We start from the raw sequence: 17159 nt of genomic DNA, 5'->3' as shown, positions 1-17159 counted from the left end.
CTCACGCCTTGTGCAGCAGCGACAGCTCGGCCTTCAGGCGCAGGCTGCGCTTGCCGGCGAGGGCGGTGGCTTCGAACGCCGCGCAGCCGTCGCTACAGCTGCCGGAAAAGCCGATGCCCACTTCATAGCCGGCGAAGATCGTACTCCCGCCGGCTGTGGGCGTATGTTCCTGATTGACGATTTCGCCCTTCCAGCGGCCGCCGGACGAACCATAGGCGCCGAGATAATAGAAGCGCGCATCGCCGCCAAGAATGCGGCCGTCGAACAGCAGCATCACACCGGTCAGCCCGTCCTCGACGCCGTCGAGGGTTTTCATGTGCAACGAATACAGTCCATTGGCGATGCCGCCATCGCCCACCGTGCCGGTATCCGGGAAGTCGTCTTCGTCGAGCCGTGTCATCACCGACTCGAAGGCCGGCCCACGGCCCTGCATATCGCCGCCGGTGAACCTGTAGTTCTTGCCGTCATGCAGGCCACGCACGCGGATGGAGCCGTCGTCGTCGCCATAGAGCGTGCGAAATTGCGAGTCGATGTGGTGGCGCTGGCCATGGATCACCGCATGGATGGCGCCATCGGCCTCTTCATAGGTGCCGACATGGGCGAAAGCGGTGTTGCCGCCCAGCATGCGGCCGTCCTTGCAATACATGACGCTGCGGCCGACCACGTCGCCCGCCCGGTAGTCGCATTTGTAGAAACCGTTGAACACGTCGAGCCACCCATTGCGCCAACGGACACCAGTGTAGACGCTCGCGCAGTGCGATAACAGGCATTCCCGGCCGGGCATATCAGCCATCCAATCCGCCTGCCGAACAACAGCCCGTCGCGCCGGGCAGATCGCACGGTCGTCGAAGTTCCCAGGTGGCCGATTGTCGCGCGCCGGCTTTGCAGGCATGGTCGCGCCGAAACCGGGGAGCCTGCGATGCGTGTATTGCGATGGATGGTGCTGTTCATGACCGCTGCAGCCCCGGCCTTCGCCCAGCCCGCGGTCCAATCCGTTCAGGCATCGCCCGAGGTGCTGCGCGATCTCGTCCCCACCGGAAAGCTGCGCGCCGCGATCAATTACGGTAATAGCGTCCTGGCCCAGAAGGGGCCGGACGGCGCGCCGCACGGCGTCTCCGCGGATCTCGCCGCCGAGCTGGCGAAGCGCCTCGGCGTCGCCGTGGACTATGTGCCTTATGACGCGGCGGGCAAGGTGTTCGAGGGCGCTAGGGCCGGCGCCTGGGATGTCGGCTTCATCGCCATCGAGCCGGTGCGTGCGCAGGAGATCATCTTCACCGCGCCCTATGTGATTATCGAGGGCACCTACATGGTCCCCGTGCATTCGCCGCTGAAGACCGTCGACGACGTCGACAAGGACGGCATCAGAATGTCGGTCGGCCTCGGCTCGGCCTACGACCTCTATCTCACCCGCACCGTCAAACACGCCACCGTGCTGCGCGCCGATGTCGGCGGCGGCAGCGCGATGATCCGCAAGTTTCTCGACGAGAAGCTCGATGCCGCCGCTGGCGTCCGCCAGCAGCTCGATGCCTATGCCAAGGACCATCCGGAGATGCGCGTGATGTCCGGCCATTTCCAGGAGATACAGCAGGCGATGGCCATGCCGCGCATCGCCGACAGACCGCGCACGGCCGGCGTCGCCTATCTCAAGGCCTTCGTCGAGGAGATGAAGGCCTCGGGCTTCGTCGCCGAAGCGCTCAAGCGCAGCGGCCAGGTCGCGGATGTGGCGCCGTCAGCGGGGAAGTGAGCGTCAGCCTTTCAGCGTCCAGCGCATGACGCGGCGGACGAGGACAAAACCGATCACGAGGACGATGATCTGGGTATAGATGTTGCTGGCCGTCCTGCCGTATTGCTCGAACAGCGCGGCCGCCAGCGCAGCCACCATGCCCGATGCCAGCCCGACCAGATAGTCGCGGGTTCTGCCGTGGTCGCGCGTGACGTCGTCGAGCCGCTTCTTGAGGGCACTGATCTCGGTCATCGCCAACTGCCACTCGGTCATTGCCACTTGCCGCCGTGATGCGGCGTGATGGCCGCGCATCATGATTGGTTGGCGGGACGCCGAAACGGTTCAACAGGCCCGCGCATGCACCGTCGCATTTGTCTCTCGGATTCGGATGCCCGGCACGAGGCCGTCATGACAAACTCGGGAAATGAGCCCGATCGAGCTGGCTACTTTCGCTCAATCCTTATCGATTTTTCGCAACATTTCCTCGACACGTTTCTGCACGTCTGGTTTCTTGCTCGCGTCCAATAGCCGATCCCAGCTATCCGGCGGGTTGCCGTCGTTCAGCATCGACGCGAATACCGCATAGGCATCGGACTTGGTGCCGTATGTCCGCAGCGTCGTCTCGTCATTGACCCAGACATAGACGATGATCTTGGCACGCAGGTCATAGCGGAAGAACAGCCGGAAGCGGCCGTTGCCGAACTTGTCGCGAAACCAGTGCTTGCGCTCCTCCCCGAGCGTGCCGCCGAGTCGGTAACGCCTGTCTGTCGGGTCGTGCGGGATGCGATCGAATGTGATGGTCTGGATCGCGTTCAAGAGCTTCGCGTTTGGTCTCCTGGTGTAGTCCGCCGGATGCTTTTTCTTGTCGCGATCGACACCGGCAACAAGCTGCGCCATCCGATCCAGAAACAGCGGATGAAAGTAAACCGTCCATCCGTTGATGATCATGGCGCGTTCAGAGATCGACGTCGCCGTCGATGGGCTCGTTGGGGTCGAACACCATGCCTTCGGTCAGGCTCGCGATGTGCTTCACCATGTCCGGCGACATTGTCTGCAGTCGCTCTGGGTGATCTTCGATGTCCTTCGCCAGAAAGGACAGGAACGCTCCGAGCGCCGGATCGTCCTGCGCATCATCTGCGCGTCGCACGGTCACGCCAGATTCATCCACGCGAAACGCAATCTGGTCGCCTTCGCTTAGCCCGAGGGCCTGACGCACCGATTTCGGGACCGTGGTCTGTCCCTTGGATGTGATGGTGCTCAGTTCTTCGAAAGCCGTGCGCGCCATAACACTCTCCGCATCGCGAGGGCAGAAAAGAATGTAAGGAATATTCCTTACATTGTCAATGCGCGTTCAGCTTCGCTTCTTCCACCCGCCCCGATGCCCCGGCGCGCCGCCAGAGCTTCTTGGCGCCGGTCCAAACTCCGGCCCGGACTCGCGGCTGTTCTTCGGCTGGAAGATCTTGCTCTCGGTGCCCGGGCCCATCTCGTCGAGTGTCGGCTTGCGCGGACGCTGGACTTCCTTGCCGCGGGCGGGCTTCACCTCATGCCAGTTCGCGATGCCCATCTCGTCGAGCCCGGGCTTGTGCACTTTCGACGAGGCGCCGCCCGCTGATGAACTCTTGCCGTATTTGCTGCGCGCCTTGCCTTGTGCGGCCTTGTCGAGGCGCGCGGGCAGGTTGGCGGCATCGCCATATTTCTTGTCGCCCTTATAGGCACCGCCGCGGGCGGCGACGCCGCGCTGCTTGACGGTGGGGTCGTCGACCACGGCGAGTTCGGTGGCGCGCAGGCGCTTGACCTCGTCGCGGAGGCGCGCGGCTTCCTCGAAGTTCAGGTCGGCCGCGGCCTCGCGCATCCGCACTTCCAGATCGGCCAGCACGGCTTCGAAATTGTGTCCGATGGTGATGGCGTCCTCGGCCATGCCGCCACCGATATCCACCAGCACGCGGTCGCCTTCATAGACCGAGTTGAGGATGTCGCCGATCGACTTCTTCACGCTTTCCGGCGTGATGCCATGCAGCGTGTTGTATTCCACCTGCTTCTCGCGGCGGCGATCGGTCTCGGCGATGGCGCGCTGCATCGAGCCGGTCATCTGGTCGGCATAGAGGATGACGCGGCCGTCGACATTGCGCGCGGCGCGGCCGATGGTCTGGATCAGCGACGTCTCCGAACGCAAGAAGCCTTCCTTGTCGGCATCGAGCACGGCGACCAGCGCGCATTCGGGAATGTCGAGACCTTCGCGCAGCAGGTTGATGCCGACCAGCGCATCGAATGCGCCGAGGCGAAGATCCCTGATGATCTCGATGCGCTCGATGGTGTCGATGTCCGAATGCATATAGCGCACGCGAATGCCCTGCTCATGCAAAAACTCTGTCAGGTCTTCGGCCATGCGCTTGGTCAGCACGGTGATCAGCGAGCGATAGCCCTGGGCCGCGGTGGCGCGGACTTCGCCCAAGAGATCGTCGACCTGGGTGCGGGCCGGGCGGATATTGATCGGCGGGTCGATCAGGCCGGTGGGGCGAATGACCTGCTCGACGAACACGCCGCCGGATTCCTGCAGCTCCCAGCCGGACGGCGTGGCCGACACCGCGATCGATTGCGGGCGCATCATGTCCCATTCCTCGAAGCGCAGCGGCCGGTTGTCCATGCAGGAGGGCAGGCGGAAACCGTATTCCGCCAGCGTCGCCTTGCGGCGGAAGTCGCCCTTGAACATGGCGCCGATCTGCGGCACCGACACATGGCTTTCGTCGGCAAACACCAGCGCATTGTCCGGCACATATTCGAACAAAGTCGGCGGCGGCTCGCCCGGCCGGCGGCCTGTGAGATAGCGCGAATAGTTCTCGATGCCGGCGCAGCTTCCCGTGGCTTCCATCATTTCGAGATCGAAGGTGGTGCGCTGCTCCAGCCGCTGCGCTTCCAGGAGGCGGCCCTGATTGTGCAGCTGCTCGAGCCGCCACTTCAGCTCTTCCTTGATCGACTTCATCGCCTGGATCAGCGTCGGCCGCGGCGTCACGTAGTGTGAGTTGGCGTAGATCTTGATGAATTCGAGCTCGTCCTGCTTGTGGCCGGTGAGCGGATCGAACTCCTCGATGCTCTCCACGGTGTCGCCGAACAGGTTCACGCGCCAGGCGCGGTCTTCATAGTGGGCCGGGAAGATGTCGATGACGTCGCCGCGCACCCGGAAGGTGCCGCGCGTGAAATCGTGCTGGGTACGCTTGTATTGCAGCGCCACGAGGTCGGCGATCAGCTGGCGCTGGTCGATGCGCTCGTCCTTCTTCAGCGCGAAGGTCATCGCGGTGTAGGTTTCCACCGAACCGATACCGTAGATGCACGACACCGACGCCACGATGATGACGTCGTCGCGCTCCAGCAGCGCACGCGTCGCCGAGTGGCGCATGCGGTCGATCTGCTCGTTGATGGAGGAGTCTTTCTCGATATAGGTGTCGGTGCGCGGGACGTAGGCTTCCGGCTGATAGTAGTCGTAATAGCTGACGAAATATTCGACGGCATTGTCGGGGAAGAAGTTCTTGAACTCACCATAGAGCTGGGCGGCCAGCGTCTTGTTCGGCGCGAGGATGATCGCCGGGCGTTGCGTGGCCTCGATCACCTTGGCCATGGTGTAGGTCTTGCCGGAGCCGGTGACGCCGAGCAGAACCTGGGTGCGGTCGTTGCGCTCGATGCCCTCCACCAGTTCCTTGATCGCGGTGGGCTGGTCGCCCTTCGGCTCATATTCGGATTTCAGTTCGAAGCGCACGCCGCCTTCGGATTTCTCCGGACGCGGCGGACGATGCGGCGTCCAGACTTTCTGGTCCTTGAACTCCGGGCGGCCATCGCGCACCAGCGCTTCCAGCGCATCGGCGGTGGCCTGCACGCCGAGCGCCTCCATCTTGTTGCGCGGCGGCCGTGCCATGGCAGCGGCATCGTCTTCCTCGGTGGCGAAGCCGAGTTGCTTGGCCAGTTCCGGATCCAGTGTCGGGATCGTGGCCGAGGTGTTGTAATTGGCCTGCTGGGCTTCCTCGAGACCCTTCTGCTCGCTCAGTCGCGGGGCATAGGGCGCGACAACCGGTTGCGGAAACGGCTGCAATGGCGTCGGCCGCATTCCCTCGTCGCCCTCGAATTTCTTGGGTGTCGATTTGCGCGCGCGATGTACCGCTGCCTCTCCGCCGGAGCGGCGCTCGAAGGAGTTGGTCGGCGGCGGCTGCAGGCCGGTGCCCGATCCCATGCCGGCATCGCCGCGATTGATCGCGGGATTCAGCAGTTCCGCCAGCGCGGGCCCGATCGGCTTGACGTCGGGACGGCCGGCGCCGGGCTTGGCGGCGGGTGTCTTGATTGATTTTGCGGGCTTTTTCGGAGAGTCGGGTTTCTTCGCCATGGCCCGAATATGGGGCGAGTCCGGTGGCGATAAAAGGGCCCTATTTCAGCAGCTTCAACAGCTTCTTGCTGGCCGGCGTGGCCAATTCCCTGGCATCGATGGTGCCGTCATTATCGGGATTGGCCGCGCGGAACCGGGTTTCCGCCACGGCGAGATATTCCGCCTTGTCGAGCGTGCCGTCCTTGTCCGGATTGGCGGCAGCGAATTCGCTCTTGCTCATGCGGCCGCGCAGCTCTCTGGCGTCCAGCGTGTGGTCATGATCGCCTCCCTTCCATCGTTGATGGCAAGAATGCATCAATCGGACAGCCGGCGGTCCAAGAATCCCGCGACTTACAGCGCGGCATCACATGGCGCGTTTACGCGTGGCGTATCGTATCATTGAGCGACACGCCGCCGAGGGAATTTCTCTCTTCCGACCACCATTGATGACGGTCGGCAGAGGGATCAGGCAAATGCCTTGCTCAACTGGTTAAGTGATGCCAGCGATCGTGCCATGAGCTGATGAAATCGCGATCGGTCATCAGTTCCCAGGCTGCGAACAAGATCACCAGAATGCCCGACACCATACTGCTTGCTGTGGCCGATCCCGACTCGTAGCCGATTGCCCAGGGTGCTACGAGCAGAGCCAGTCCGAGGAGAATCTCTCCCAATTCCTCCAGATAGGAGGGAATGAAGAATCCCTCTATGGCAAACAGAATGACGCACAATCCAAGCGCGATTGTGATCCAGGTCGCCGCCCCGGCGAAGCCCAGGATGAACGGCGATACGGCCAACCACACGCCCAGCAACAGGCTGGCGGCATCTTGCCAATGTTGAATACGCATGATGCTCACCTCCCTTCATTGTTGTTCTGAGTCATATAGTGAGTGCTTCCGGCGCTTCGAGAGGCAACCTTCGCTGGCTCATCTGATTGCTGCGTTTGCTCACTGCCAGGGAGGACTTGGGACACCAGCCGGGCGCAGCCCGATAGAGCCAAAAGTCTTATGCGGTGGTGGTCCAATTAGGATTAGACTGCCTGAGTGCTTTCGCTTCCAGCCGGATGGAAAGGAGGCAGCGTTGGCTCACGGCGCCGGAGGCCGTTGGAGCTCCCCTCAGATGGTAAAAGCTCCCTCAAGGGGGGCAGGCGGCGCAGACGCACACACAGGTGAGGCACCTGCAGATGTCGCGCATTGATCACGCGCCGCGAGAAAGCAAAGCACCGAAAATGGGAGGCAATGTCTTGAAGTAACAGGAGGCACACATGGCAATGCAAATCCAGACGGATTTCCGCCGCGTGATCGTCGCCGCGGCGGTCGGAAACGTCATCGAATGGTATGACTTCTATATCTTCGGGAGCCTGGCCGCGGTTCTGTCGGTCAAGTTCTTCGAACAATCCCACCCTGTCGCAGCTCTGCTCAGTACGATTGCACTATTCACCGCCGGATTCCTGATCCGTCCACTGGGCGCATTCCTCTTCGGATGGATGGGTGATCGGGTTGGCCGCAAGTACACGTTCCTTGTTACGCTCAGCGGAATGGGGCTGGGCACGGGCGCGATCGGATTGATCCCGACCTACGAGTCGATCGGCCTGACTGCTGCGTTCCTTCTCTTCGGCCTGCGGATGCTCCAGGGTCTGTGTCTGGGCGGCGAGTATGGCGGCGCCATCACCTATGTCGCCGAGCATGTGCCGGACGAAAGCCGGGGCTATTACACCGGTTGGCTGCAGACCTCCCCGACTCTCGGGATCGTGGTGTCGTTGGCGGTGATCATCGCGACACGCACGTATTTCGGCAACCAGGCCTTCGACGCATGGGCGTGGCGCGTTCCGTTCCTGGTTTCCTTCCTGTTGGTGGCTATCGCCATTTACATCCGGCTCCAGCTTCAGGAGACGCCGATCTTCCAGGAGATCAAGGCCAAGGGGCAGATGACCAGGAATCCATGGAAGGAGGCCTTCCTCACCTCCAACATCAAATATGTTGGGATCGCCACTATCGTGCTGATCGGGCAAGGAGTGGTCTGGTACAGCGGTCAGTTCTGGGCGTTGTACTTCCTGCAGCAGGTATCGAAGGTGGACCCGCTGACCTCGGCCTACATCGTGGGAGCCGCACTGCTCATTGCAACGCCGAGCCTGATTTTTTTCGGCTGGCTGTCCGACATCATTGGCCGCAAGCCAGTGATCCTGGGAGGCATGTTGCTCGCCGCGATTACGTACTATCCGTTGTATTTGTGGCTGGGAACGGTCACGCAGCCCGGCAATATCAACTATCCGATCGCGGTCTTCATTATCTTCATCCTCGTTTGCTACGTCGGGATGGTGTACGGGCCGGTCGGAGCGTTCCTGGCAGAATACTTCCCCGGCAGGATTCGGTATACGTCGGTATCGGTGCCGTATCACATCGGCAACGGTTGGGGTGGCGGATTGGTGCCGTTCATCACCTCGGCGGCTTTCGCGGCCACGGGCAGCATCGGTTACGCGCTGATCTACCCGATCGTGATTCCTGCCATATGCTTCGTCATCTGTGTCTTCCTGATGCCGGAAACTCGCAAGATCAGCATCTGGCATCCGATAGAGCCAAGACCGGCGACCTGAGACGGCAACCTGACAAGGTCGCCCTTGTGCGGGGCTCACCGGGCCCTGCACTTTTCTCGCCGGGTTCGCTGAAGTTCATGGTGAAAGGGATCTTGCTCCCTTGATAGGCTGAAACCAGCGCGTGGCGCATGCCGAGGACCACGCGAAAGCCAGGGAGTTTCAAATGCCGCTGTCGCGCTCCGCCAGCCTGCTGGCCGTTGGCCTGTTTGCCGTCGCGCCACTGTCATCAGCACTCGCCCAGTCGAAGGACGCCGAGCCCGCCAGCCGCGCAGTGAACGACGCCTTCCTCAAGACACTGCCGTTCAACGATCGCGCCGATTTCGACGATGCCAGACGCGGCTTCATCGCGACACTGCCGGATGGCATCATTCCCGGCCCCGGCGGCAATCCGGCGTTTGACACACAGCAGTACGATTTCCTGAAAAACGATCAGGTGCCGCCGACGGTCAATCCCAGCCTGTGGCGGCAGGCACAGCTCAACGCCATCAATGGTCTCTTCAAGGTCACCGAGCGCGTCTATCAGGTGCGCGGGCTGGATATCGCCAATCTCACCATCGTCGAGGGCGATACTGGCCTGATCCTGATCGATCCCTTGCTCTCCAACGAGACCGCCAAAGCCGCGCTCGATCTCTATCTGAAGAACCGGCCGGCAAAGCCGGTGCTGGCCGTGATCTACAGTCACAGCCACGCCGACCATTTCGGCGGCGGCAAGGGCGTGATGTCGGAAGAGGATGCGGCATCCGGCAAGGTCAAGGTGATCGCGCCCGATGGGTTCATGGAGCATGCGGTGGCGGAAAACGTCATCGCCGGCAACGCCATGAGCCGCCGCGCGCAATACCAGTTCGGCTCCGCGCTGCCGGTCGGCGCGCGCGCCCAGGTCGACACGGGTCTAGGCAAGGCACTGGCGAAGGGCACGATCTCGCTGATTCCGCCGAACGATCTGATCAAGCAAGGTTACGAGAGCCGCAGCATCGACGGCGTCGAGATCGAATTCCATCTCGTGCCCGGCTCGGAGGCGCCGTCCGAGATGATCATGTATTTTCCGCAGTTCAAGCTGTTGAACATGGCGGAAGATGCCACCCACAACATGCACAATCTCTACACGATCCGTGGCGCCGAGATTCGTGACGGCCGGCTGTGGTCGAAATATATCGGCGAGGCGATCCAGCGCTACGGCGACAGGACCGATATTGTCATCGCCCAGCATCACTGGCCGATGTGGGGCAATGCACGCATCGTCGCGTTCCTGAACAAGCAGCGCGACCTTTACAAGTTCATCCATGACCAGACCGTGCGGCTGCTCAATCATGGCCTGACCTCGACGGAGATCGCCGAGCAGTTGAAGCTGCCGCCGTCACTGGCGAACGACTGGGCGTCGCGCGGCTATTACGGCACGCTGAGCCACAACGCCAAGGCTGTCTATCAATTTTATCTCGGCTGGTACGACGCCAATCCCGCCGACCTCAACCCGCTGCCGCGTGTGGAGGAGGCGAAGAAGCAGGTGGACTATATGGGCGGCGCGGACACGACGATAAAACGCGCGCGTGACGACTTCAACGCCGGGCAATATCGCTGGGTCGCCAGCGTAATGAGCAAGGTAGTATTCGCCGATCCGTCGAACCAGGAAGCGCGGGATCTCGGCGCCGACGCGCTCGAACAGCTCGGCTATCAGAGCGAGGCGGCAGCATGGCGCAACGCCTATCTGCTCGGCGCGCTCGAATTACGTCGCGGCGTCGGTCCCCAGCGGCCGTCGCTTGCGAATGCCGAACTGCTGAAAGGCATTTCCATCGATCTTGCGTTCGATTTCCTTGGCGTGCGGCTCAATGCAGCCAAGGCGGAAGGCAGAAAGATCGTCATCAACTGGACCTTCACCGATCTCAACGAAACCTATGTCATGAATCTGGAAAATTCCGCGCTGACGCACACGTCGGGAAAACTCTCCGATCAGGCCGACGCCAGCGTCAAGCTGACCCGGGCCGCGCTCGACGCCATTACGCTGAAGCAGAAGACATTTGCCGAAAGCGTTGCAGGCGGCGCGGTGTCTCTCGATGGTGACCCGGTGAAGCTGCGCGAGCTGTTCGGGATGCTCGACGAATTCCCCACCGACTTCGAGATCGTGGAGCCGAAGAAGGCGCGTGTGGAATAGAACCGGAGCCCGACGGCAACAGGGTCCGTCAGCGTTTCGAGATCGACAGCCGCGAGGTCGGCCTGTTTCAGACCGATCGCGCGATCCCAGATGGGCCAGACCTGGAGGGGTCAAGCTTCATCACATCTGTGAGGCACGCAGTGTCGCCCGCAGCCGCAGCAGCGATTCCGGCATCCGCGCCTCGACCCAGGCGCTGATGTCGCGCTGGTGGCGGTTCACATACAGCCCCAGCGCAATGATGCCGATGCCGATCAGCGACAGGGCGAACGGGAACAGCATTGAATCCTTGAACAGCTTCTCCGCGAGATCGCCGAGATAGATCGCAATGCCGATGGTGCCGAACACCGCGAAGACCCGTCGCGATAGCGCGACCGAGATCAGCAGGAAGCCGGCATTCAGCGCGCAATACAGCGCCTTGTCGAGATTGCTGCCGTTCGAGCTGGCGGTGATGCCGCCCCAGAATGTCAGCACGCCGAACAGATAGAGCCAGAACGCGAAGTCGCCGCTGCGCTGGCGCAGGTTGACGATCACCGCAGCAACCAGAATGCCGAGGCCGTACCAGATCGAGACCTTGCGCGACAGTTCCCAATTGCCGTAGCTGGCACCCGCGATCCAGGGCACGACATCCATCGACAGAAACCACAGCGCGACCGCCATGATGAACACGATGAACGGAAAGCGATAGAACCGCAGCGCCACGATGGCTGCGGCGATGGTCGCAAGCTCCATGAAGACGAAGCTGCCCTTGATCCAGACATAGAAATCGCGCATCGCCGCCGGCTTGCCGAATTCGGTCCAGGCACCGTAGGCGTCCTGTATGCCGAACACGGCCAGCGGCGTCATCGCCACAGCGACCGCAATCAGCAGTCCGCCCGGCGTGCGCAGCTTCTTGACCGTCCAGAGATAGTGACCGGCCGCGGTGAAGGCCACGGCATAAACAATGGCGGTGGCCGTCAGCGCCGGCCCGCCCATCTGCGAAAACGCCAGCGTCGAGAACAGGCCCATGGCTGATATCACCACCAGCGCGCCGGCGTACCAGAGCAGGTGCACGATATCGAATTTCGGGCCGCTGGCGGGCTGCTCCGGCACACGCGCTGTGAGGAAAGCCAGCAGGGCGTCGAGCTGCGCGGAAGGAAGCACGCCGGCCGTGACAGCCGCGCGCAGATCGTCGGTCGAATATCGCATGCACGTTCTCCGCAACGCGCCATTCGACGCCGCAAGATGGATCGATCAGGTCACAAGGAACGGGTTACAGGAACAACATGTCCGCCGCCGTGTCACACCCTTTGTCGGACGAAGCGACTGATACGTTCAATGAGCGGGTACAGGTTCGAAGGACGAATGCGCAAGCTTACAGCGCCCGCGCCGCATTGCCCTTGAACAGGATCGGCCCGGTCGGTTGCCCGATCGGCGAGCCGCCTTCTGGCTCAAGCGTGATCTCGAACAGCTGATCCGGGACGGTTTCCGGCAGCGCTTCGAGATCGAGCTGCAGCGTGCGCGACTGGCTGGTGACGGCGATGGACTTCGGGCCGACGTCACGATCCCACAGGGTCCAGACCTGCAGCGTGCGGCCGGCGGGCACGTCGATCGGGCGCAGCGGGATCAGTTCGACGCGGCCGTCGGAGAAGGTGTTGACGATGGCGCCGGTTTCCTTCGTGGCGTCGTTGACCAGCACGGCGACATAGATCGGCTTGCGCTGCGCCAGCGCGATCAGCTCACGGCGGAGCTGGCGCGACGTTGCGAGCGCGCCGATCAGGATCACCACAAGCATCAAGGCCGCGAACACGCCGCCGATCCCGGTGCCGCGCCAGAAGCCGATATTGTCCCACAGCGTTGCGCCGCGCAGCGCGGCGCGGGCGCCGGGCAGCGGGATCGCCGGTTTCACCTTGGTGGAGTCGGCGATGCGGTCCCACAGTGCAGGGCTGGGGGCGAGCGCTTCGGCCGTGGCGTCGAGATCGGCCAATCGCTCGCGCCAGGTGCTGACGGCCCTGGCGAAATCGGCATCCTCGCTCATGCGCGCTTCGGCAGCGGCGAGCTCCGTGCCTTCGAGCAGACCCATGACATAGTCGGCAGCGAGATCGTCGGTGGAATGCGTGTTGTCGTCGTGCATGCTCATCCCATGCACTCCTGCAGCGAGAACAGGCTGCGGCGGACCCAGCTCTTCACGGTGCCCAAGGGCACCTTCAGCCGTCCGGCCAGTTCGCCATGGCTCATGCCATGGACATAGGCCAGCACGACCACATCGCGGCGCGGCCGGTCGATACGCTCCAGGCATTTGCGCAGCGCCGATGTCTCGGGCATCCGCGTCATGGTTGCCTCGCAGTCGATATCGAGCGCACTGTCGTCGGACGCATCATAGCGATGCTCGTTGCGGTGAATGCTGAGCGCGCGGTTGCGCACCACCGCATAGAGCCAGCCGCGGGCGCTGCCGCGATGCGGATCGAACGAGGCGGCGGCGCGCCAGATCCGCAAGTAGGCATCGTGCACGGCTTCCTCCGCGAGATCCTGCCGGAACAGGATGCGGCGGGCGACCCCGATCATCTTCGGTGCCTCACTATCGTAGATCATCTGCAGTGCTGCGCGATCACCGGCTGCGCATCGCGCCAGCGCCGTCGACAGCTGTGCCTCGCGCGCGTAGTCGAGACCCGCCTCGTCGCGCTGGGTCTCGGTGATGGTGCCATTCCCGGTCATGTCCATGCCCTTGCATGGCCAGTCTACCTTTGCCGCGCGGAAATTGGATGTACCCGGATGAATTTATTTTCAGGGCACGAACCCAGTCGGCAGGCCCCGTCGGCGCGCTGGTCAGGCCGGCAACCGCCGCCGGCAGGGTGACGGATATCGCGATTGCGGGCATGTAAGCTTCAGTCGATCACTTCTCTTACGAAGCCGCGCGCGCAAGGGCGCGGCATCTCTATTTTCCGGTTTCGAGATACGGTCTGATCATATCGACCATCTTCTCGGCGGAGGTGCCGGGCGGAAAGAAGCCGAGATATTTTCCGTCGCGGTCCATCAGATAGACGAAGGCCGAGTGATCGACGGTGTAGTCGGCCGGTCTGTCGTCGAAGTCGATGCGCTTGTAATAAACGCGATACGCTTCGGCGGCGGCATGAATCGCGGCAGTGCTGCCGGTCAGGCCGATAAGCTTCGGGTGAAACATCGGCACATATTGCGCCAGTTGCTCCTGCGTGTCGCGCTCGGGATCCAGAGTGATGAAGAGCGGCTGCACATGAGCGGCGTCGGCGCCGAGCTGGTCCATCGCCAGTCCGATGGCCTGCAGGTCGGTCGGGCAGATGTCCGGACAATAGGTGAAGCCGAAATACACCAGCAGCAGCCGGCCGCGATAGTCGCGCTCGCTGCGGGCCTGGCCCGACTGGTCGATGAGCTGGAACGCGCCGCCGATCGGCTCGCGATTCCACATCACGGCGTCCATCAATTCGGCTGCGGAACGGGACGACCCCTGCGTCGATGCGGGCGCCGCGCTCAAGCACCCGAGCCACAGCGCGGCCATGGCAGCTATGCCGGTCCGATACCAGAAGGCGCGTACGGCGCGCGAGGTCACGCGCTGAAGGTCAGGCGGCTGCCAGTCGAGACGTTGATGACGTTGTCCGGCATCTGCGCACGCGCCTCGAGCAGAAAGTTCAGGCCGCTGCAATGCATCGGGATGACCACGTCGGGCTCGAGCTTCTTGATCTCGCCGACGATCTGCTTGAGGTAATCGGCCGGGGCAGGGCCGAGGTGAAAGCCGCCGACGACGGCATGGACCTTCTGCACGCCCGATATCTCCTGCGCCTGCCGCACCGAATTGACGATGCCGACATGGCCGCAGGAACTGATCACCACCAGCCCCTTGCCGCGGATGTTGAAGCAGGTGGCGTGTTCATGGACGTGTTCGTCCGGTACAAAATTGCCCTGTAGTTCGGCAGCCGTGTAGTGGCCGTAGTCGCAGCCTGCGCTGTCCGGCTTGTAGTCCACGAAGGTGTTCGGCAGCACGCGCTCGACGCTGTTGCGCTTGATCTTGCCTGTTGTGAAGGCATGGCCCTCGATGACCGTCGGGGTTTCGCAGAGAACGGTCTGCACCTTCTGCGCGGCGATCTGCTTGCGGTCGAGGATGCCGCCTTCGCCGAACTGGCCGGTCGATGCGCGGCTGACCCGGTGGCAGAAATTGTCCTCGCCGCCGGCATAGAGCTTGATGTCGGGCGGCAAGACGCTACGATATTGCTCGAGAAAGCCGATCAGTCCGCCGTAATGGTCGATATGACCGTGGCTGACGATCAGCGCGTTGAGCGAGGCCGGATCGACCTTGAGCAGCCCGATATTGTTGATGATCGCGGGCGAGGTGTAGCCGAAATCGAGCAGGATATTACGTTTGTCCTGCTCGCGCTGGGATTCCAGAAACAGCGACAGGCCCCACTCGTTGTGCAGCACGTTGCGCGCATCGGCGCTGCGGGCCGGCCCCGGCCCCTCATGCACTACGCCATTCACCGTGCTGCCGCGCAGGAATTGATCGTGCTGCTGGTCGACGAGGACCCGGATCGAAAGCCGATCGACCGTCGGCACCTGGATAGGCGCCGCGCTGGCAACCTCCACGCAGGAAAATCCGGCCGCAGCCATGCCGGCAAAGGCCGCCGAGGTCTTAAGAAAGTCGCGGCGGCGGATATCTGCGGTCATGGCATGCCTCCCCGGAATTCGTCCGCTTTTGCGGAGTTCCGTTTGATACCAGACGGGCGGCTCCACGGACAAGGAATGATCTTTCGAAGATCATCGGAAGCAGAGCAAATTGCATTGACTTGCTCCGGTGATCCAGCAACATTTCATGCAATCGCATTCAATCGGCGTTCGGTCGGGTTTGCGGGTTGCCTCATCACGCAAGACGGATTGAACGATGATCGATCTCTATTACTGGAGCACGCCGAACGGTCACAAGATCACGATCTTTCTTGAGGAGACCGGGCTGCCCTACAAGATCATCCCGGTGAATATCGGTAAGGGCGACCAGTTCAAGGACGAGTTTCTGGCGATTGCGCCGAACAACCGCATTCCGGCGCTGGTCGATCATGTGCCCAAGAGCGGCGGCCAGCCGATCTCGGTGTTCGAGTCCGGCGCGATGCTGCTGTATCTCGCCGAGAAGACCGGGAAGTTCCTGTCGAGCGATCTCGCCGTGCGCTATGACGCGATCCAGTGGGTGTTCTGGCAGATGGGCGGTCTTGGCCCAATGGCCGGACAGAACCATCACTTCCGCAATTACGCGCAGGAAAAGATCACCTACGCCATTGACCGTTATGTGAACGAGACCAACCGGCTCTACGGCGTGCTCAACAAACGCCTTGCGGATCGCAAATTCATCGCCGGCGACTATTCGATTGCCGATATTGCGAGCTATCCCTGGATCGTGCCCTACAAGAACCAGGGCCAGGACATCAACGACTTCCCGCATCTCAAGCGCTGGCTCGAAACCATTGGCGAGCGCCCCGCCGTGAAACGCGCTTACGAGATCGCCAAGGAGGTCAATCCGAATTTCGGCCAGCCGCCGATCCGCACCGAGGAAGAGCGCAAACTGCTGTTCGGCCAGACGTCGGCCGTGGTAAAGAGTTAGCTCGGAATTACGAGAAGCAATCATGGCGCTGCAACTGTTCGAACTGGTCGGCACGGAAGAAGATCGTCCCTTCAGTCCGTTCTGCTGGCGCATCCGGATGGCGCTGGCACATAAGGGCCTCGACGCAACATCGATCCCGTGGCGCTTCACCGAGAAGGACGCAATCAGCCCCTACAACTCCGAAAAGGTGCCGGTACTGCTCGACGGCGATCGCGCGATCGCGGATTCCTGGGCCATCGCCAATTATCTCGAAGATACCTATCCGGATCGCCCGTCGCTGTTCGGCGGCGAGGGCGGCCGCGCCATGGGGCGGATGCTCAACTGGTGGGGCGATACGGTCGTGGTCGCCGGCATGTTTCCGTTCATCGTCGCGGATATTCATGGCCATCTGCGTCCGGTGGATCAGGTCTATTTCCGCGAGAGCCGGGAAGCGCGGTTCAAGAAGTCGCTGGAAGAGGTCGCATCCAATCGCGACAAGGGTGTCGATACCTTCCGCAAGTCGCTCGATCCGATGCGTCTCACCCTGAAGACGCAGCCGTTCCTTGGTGGCGCCGCGCCAAACTATGCCGACTATATTGTGTTCGGCCCGTTCCAGTGGGCGCGTGCGATCTCGCCATTCAAGCTGCTGGCCGAAGACGACGCGATCTATGCGTGGCGCGAAAAAATGCTTGATGCTTTTAACGGCATCGCGCGGAACTCGGCGGGCTATCCGGTCTGAGTTCCGACACTCGGCGCGGGCGCGCTGCTGCAGGTATTCAA

Annotated in this window: 17 protein-coding genes; 5 read left to right on the top strand and 12 right to left on the bottom strand. The window is 62.3% G+C overall.

Annotation, left to right across the window (positions count from 1 at the left end):
- Position 1: 1 nt before the first annotated feature.
- Positions 2 to 793 carry a GrlR family regulatory protein gene (locus ACEK02_RS07570; protein ID WP_371421180.1) on the bottom strand — a complete coding sequence of 264 codons (792 nt, stop codon included), beginning with the start codon at positions 791 to 793 and terminating at the stop codon, positions 2 to 4.
- A 126-nt stretch (positions 794 to 919) separates the two neighbouring features.
- On the opposite strand from ACEK02_RS07570, the gene ACEK02_RS07565 reads away from it, so the two are divergent.
- Positions 920 to 1744, top strand: coding sequence for a transporter substrate-binding domain-containing protein (locus ACEK02_RS07565; protein ID WP_371421179.1), 825 nt, complete (start codon positions 920 to 922; stop codon positions 1742 to 1744).
- Positions 1745 to 1747: 3 nt separating this feature from the next.
- On the opposite strand, the gene ACEK02_RS07560 is transcribed toward ACEK02_RS07565, so the two are convergent.
- The 6 genes from ACEK02_RS07560 to ACEK02_RS07535 form a co-directional block, all read right to left on the bottom strand.
- Complete coding sequence (locus ACEK02_RS07560; protein WP_371421178.1) at positions 1748 to 1975, bottom strand: hypothetical protein; 228 nt, start codon at positions 1973 to 1975, stop codon at positions 1748 to 1750.
- Between the two features lie 201 nt (positions 1976 to 2176).
- On the bottom strand, positions 2177 to 2671 hold the full coding sequence (locus ACEK02_RS07555; protein ID WP_371421177.1) for a type II toxin-antitoxin system YhaV family toxin: 495 nt from the start codon (positions 2669 to 2671) through the stop codon (positions 2177 to 2179).
- A 7-nt stretch (positions 2672 to 2678) separates the two neighbouring features.
- Positions 2679 to 3008: a type II toxin-antitoxin system PrlF family antitoxin gene (locus ACEK02_RS07550; protein WP_371421176.1), complete on the bottom strand. Its 330-nt coding sequence runs from the start codon at positions 3006 to 3008 to the stop codon at positions 2679 to 2681.
- A gap of 66 nt (positions 3009 to 3074) precedes the next feature.
- A complete protein-coding gene (gene uvrB, locus ACEK02_RS07545; RefSeq protein WP_371421175.1) occupies positions 3075 to 6092 on the bottom strand; it encodes an excinuclease ABC subunit UvrB in 3018 nt (1005 codons plus the stop codon).
- Between the two features lie 40 nt (positions 6093 to 6132).
- Entirely contained in the window at positions 6133 to 6312 is a 180-nt protein-coding gene (locus ACEK02_RS07540; protein WP_371421174.1) for a hypothetical protein, read from the bottom strand.
- Positions 6313 to 6553: 241 nt separating this feature from the next.
- The gene (locus ACEK02_RS07535; protein ID WP_371421173.1) at positions 6554 to 6916 is read right to left on the bottom strand and encodes an SPW repeat protein; all 363 of its coding nucleotides are present in this window, start codon (positions 6914 to 6916) and stop codon (positions 6554 to 6556) included.
- 416 nt (positions 6917 to 7332) lie between these two features.
- Between ACEK02_RS07535 and ACEK02_RS07530 the strand changes: the two genes are divergently transcribed.
- Positions 7333 to 8661 (top strand): MFS transporter, encoded by a 1329-nt coding sequence (locus ACEK02_RS07530; protein WP_371421172.1) that lies wholly within the window; start codon positions 7333 to 7335, stop codon positions 8659 to 8661.
- 163 nt (positions 8662 to 8824) lie between these two features.
- A complete protein-coding gene (locus ACEK02_RS07525) occupies positions 8825 to 10807 on the top strand; it encodes an alkyl/aryl-sulfatase (RefSeq protein ID WP_371421171.1) in 1983 nt (660 codons plus the stop codon).
- Positions 10808 to 10927: 120 nt separating this feature from the next.
- Here the strand turns inward: ACEK02_RS07525 and ACEK02_RS07520 are convergent, their stop codons facing one another.
- The 5 genes from ACEK02_RS07520 to ACEK02_RS07500 form a co-directional block, all read right to left on the bottom strand.
- Entirely contained in the window at positions 10928 to 11992 is a 1065-nt protein-coding gene (locus ACEK02_RS07520; RefSeq protein WP_371421170.1) for a hypothetical protein, read from the bottom strand.
- A 166-nt stretch (positions 11993 to 12158) separates the two neighbouring features.
- The gene (locus ACEK02_RS07515) at positions 12159 to 12923 is read right to left on the bottom strand and encodes an anti-sigma factor domain-containing protein (RefSeq protein ID WP_371421169.1); all 765 of its coding nucleotides are present in this window, start codon (positions 12921 to 12923) and stop codon (positions 12159 to 12161) included.
- A complete protein-coding gene (locus ACEK02_RS07510; RefSeq protein WP_371421168.1) occupies positions 12920 to 13498 on the bottom strand; it encodes a sigma-70 family RNA polymerase sigma factor in 579 nt (192 codons plus the stop codon). Before ACEK02_RS07510 ends, ACEK02_RS07515 begins: the two co-directional genes overlap by 4 nt.
- A 220-nt stretch (positions 13499 to 13718) precedes the next feature.
- Complete coding sequence (locus ACEK02_RS07505; protein ID WP_371421228.1) at positions 13719 to 14315, bottom strand: SCO family protein; 597 nt, start codon at positions 14313 to 14315, stop codon at positions 13719 to 13721.
- A gap of 47 nt (positions 14316 to 14362) precedes the next feature.
- On the bottom strand, positions 14363 to 15475 hold the full coding sequence (locus ACEK02_RS07500) for an MBL fold metallo-hydrolase (RefSeq protein ID WP_371421167.1): 1113 nt from the start codon (positions 15473 to 15475) through the stop codon (positions 14363 to 14365).
- Positions 15476 to 15689: 214 nt separating this feature from the next.
- Here ACEK02_RS07500 and ACEK02_RS07495 point away from each other — a divergent pair, with 214 nt between their 5' ends.
- Positions 15690 to 16400, top strand: a complete 711-nt coding sequence (locus tag ACEK02_RS07495) for a glutathione binding-like protein (protein WP_371421166.1) — start codon at positions 15690 to 15692, stop codon at positions 16398 to 16400.
- A gap of 22 nt (positions 16401 to 16422) precedes the next feature.
- Positions 16423 to 17118, top strand: coding sequence for a glutathione S-transferase family protein (locus ACEK02_RS07490; protein ID WP_371421165.1), 696 nt, complete (start codon positions 16423 to 16425; stop codon positions 17116 to 17118).
- Positions 17119 to 17159: the final 41 nt, after the last annotated feature.

It is taken from the genome of Tardiphaga sp., assembly GCF_041424195.1.
GTDB lineage: Bacteria > Pseudomonadota > Alphaproteobacteria > Rhizobiales > Xanthobacteraceae > Tardiphaga.
The sequence above is the reverse complement of the archived record's forward strand: the minus strand, read 5'-3'. Positions and strand labels throughout refer to the sequence as shown.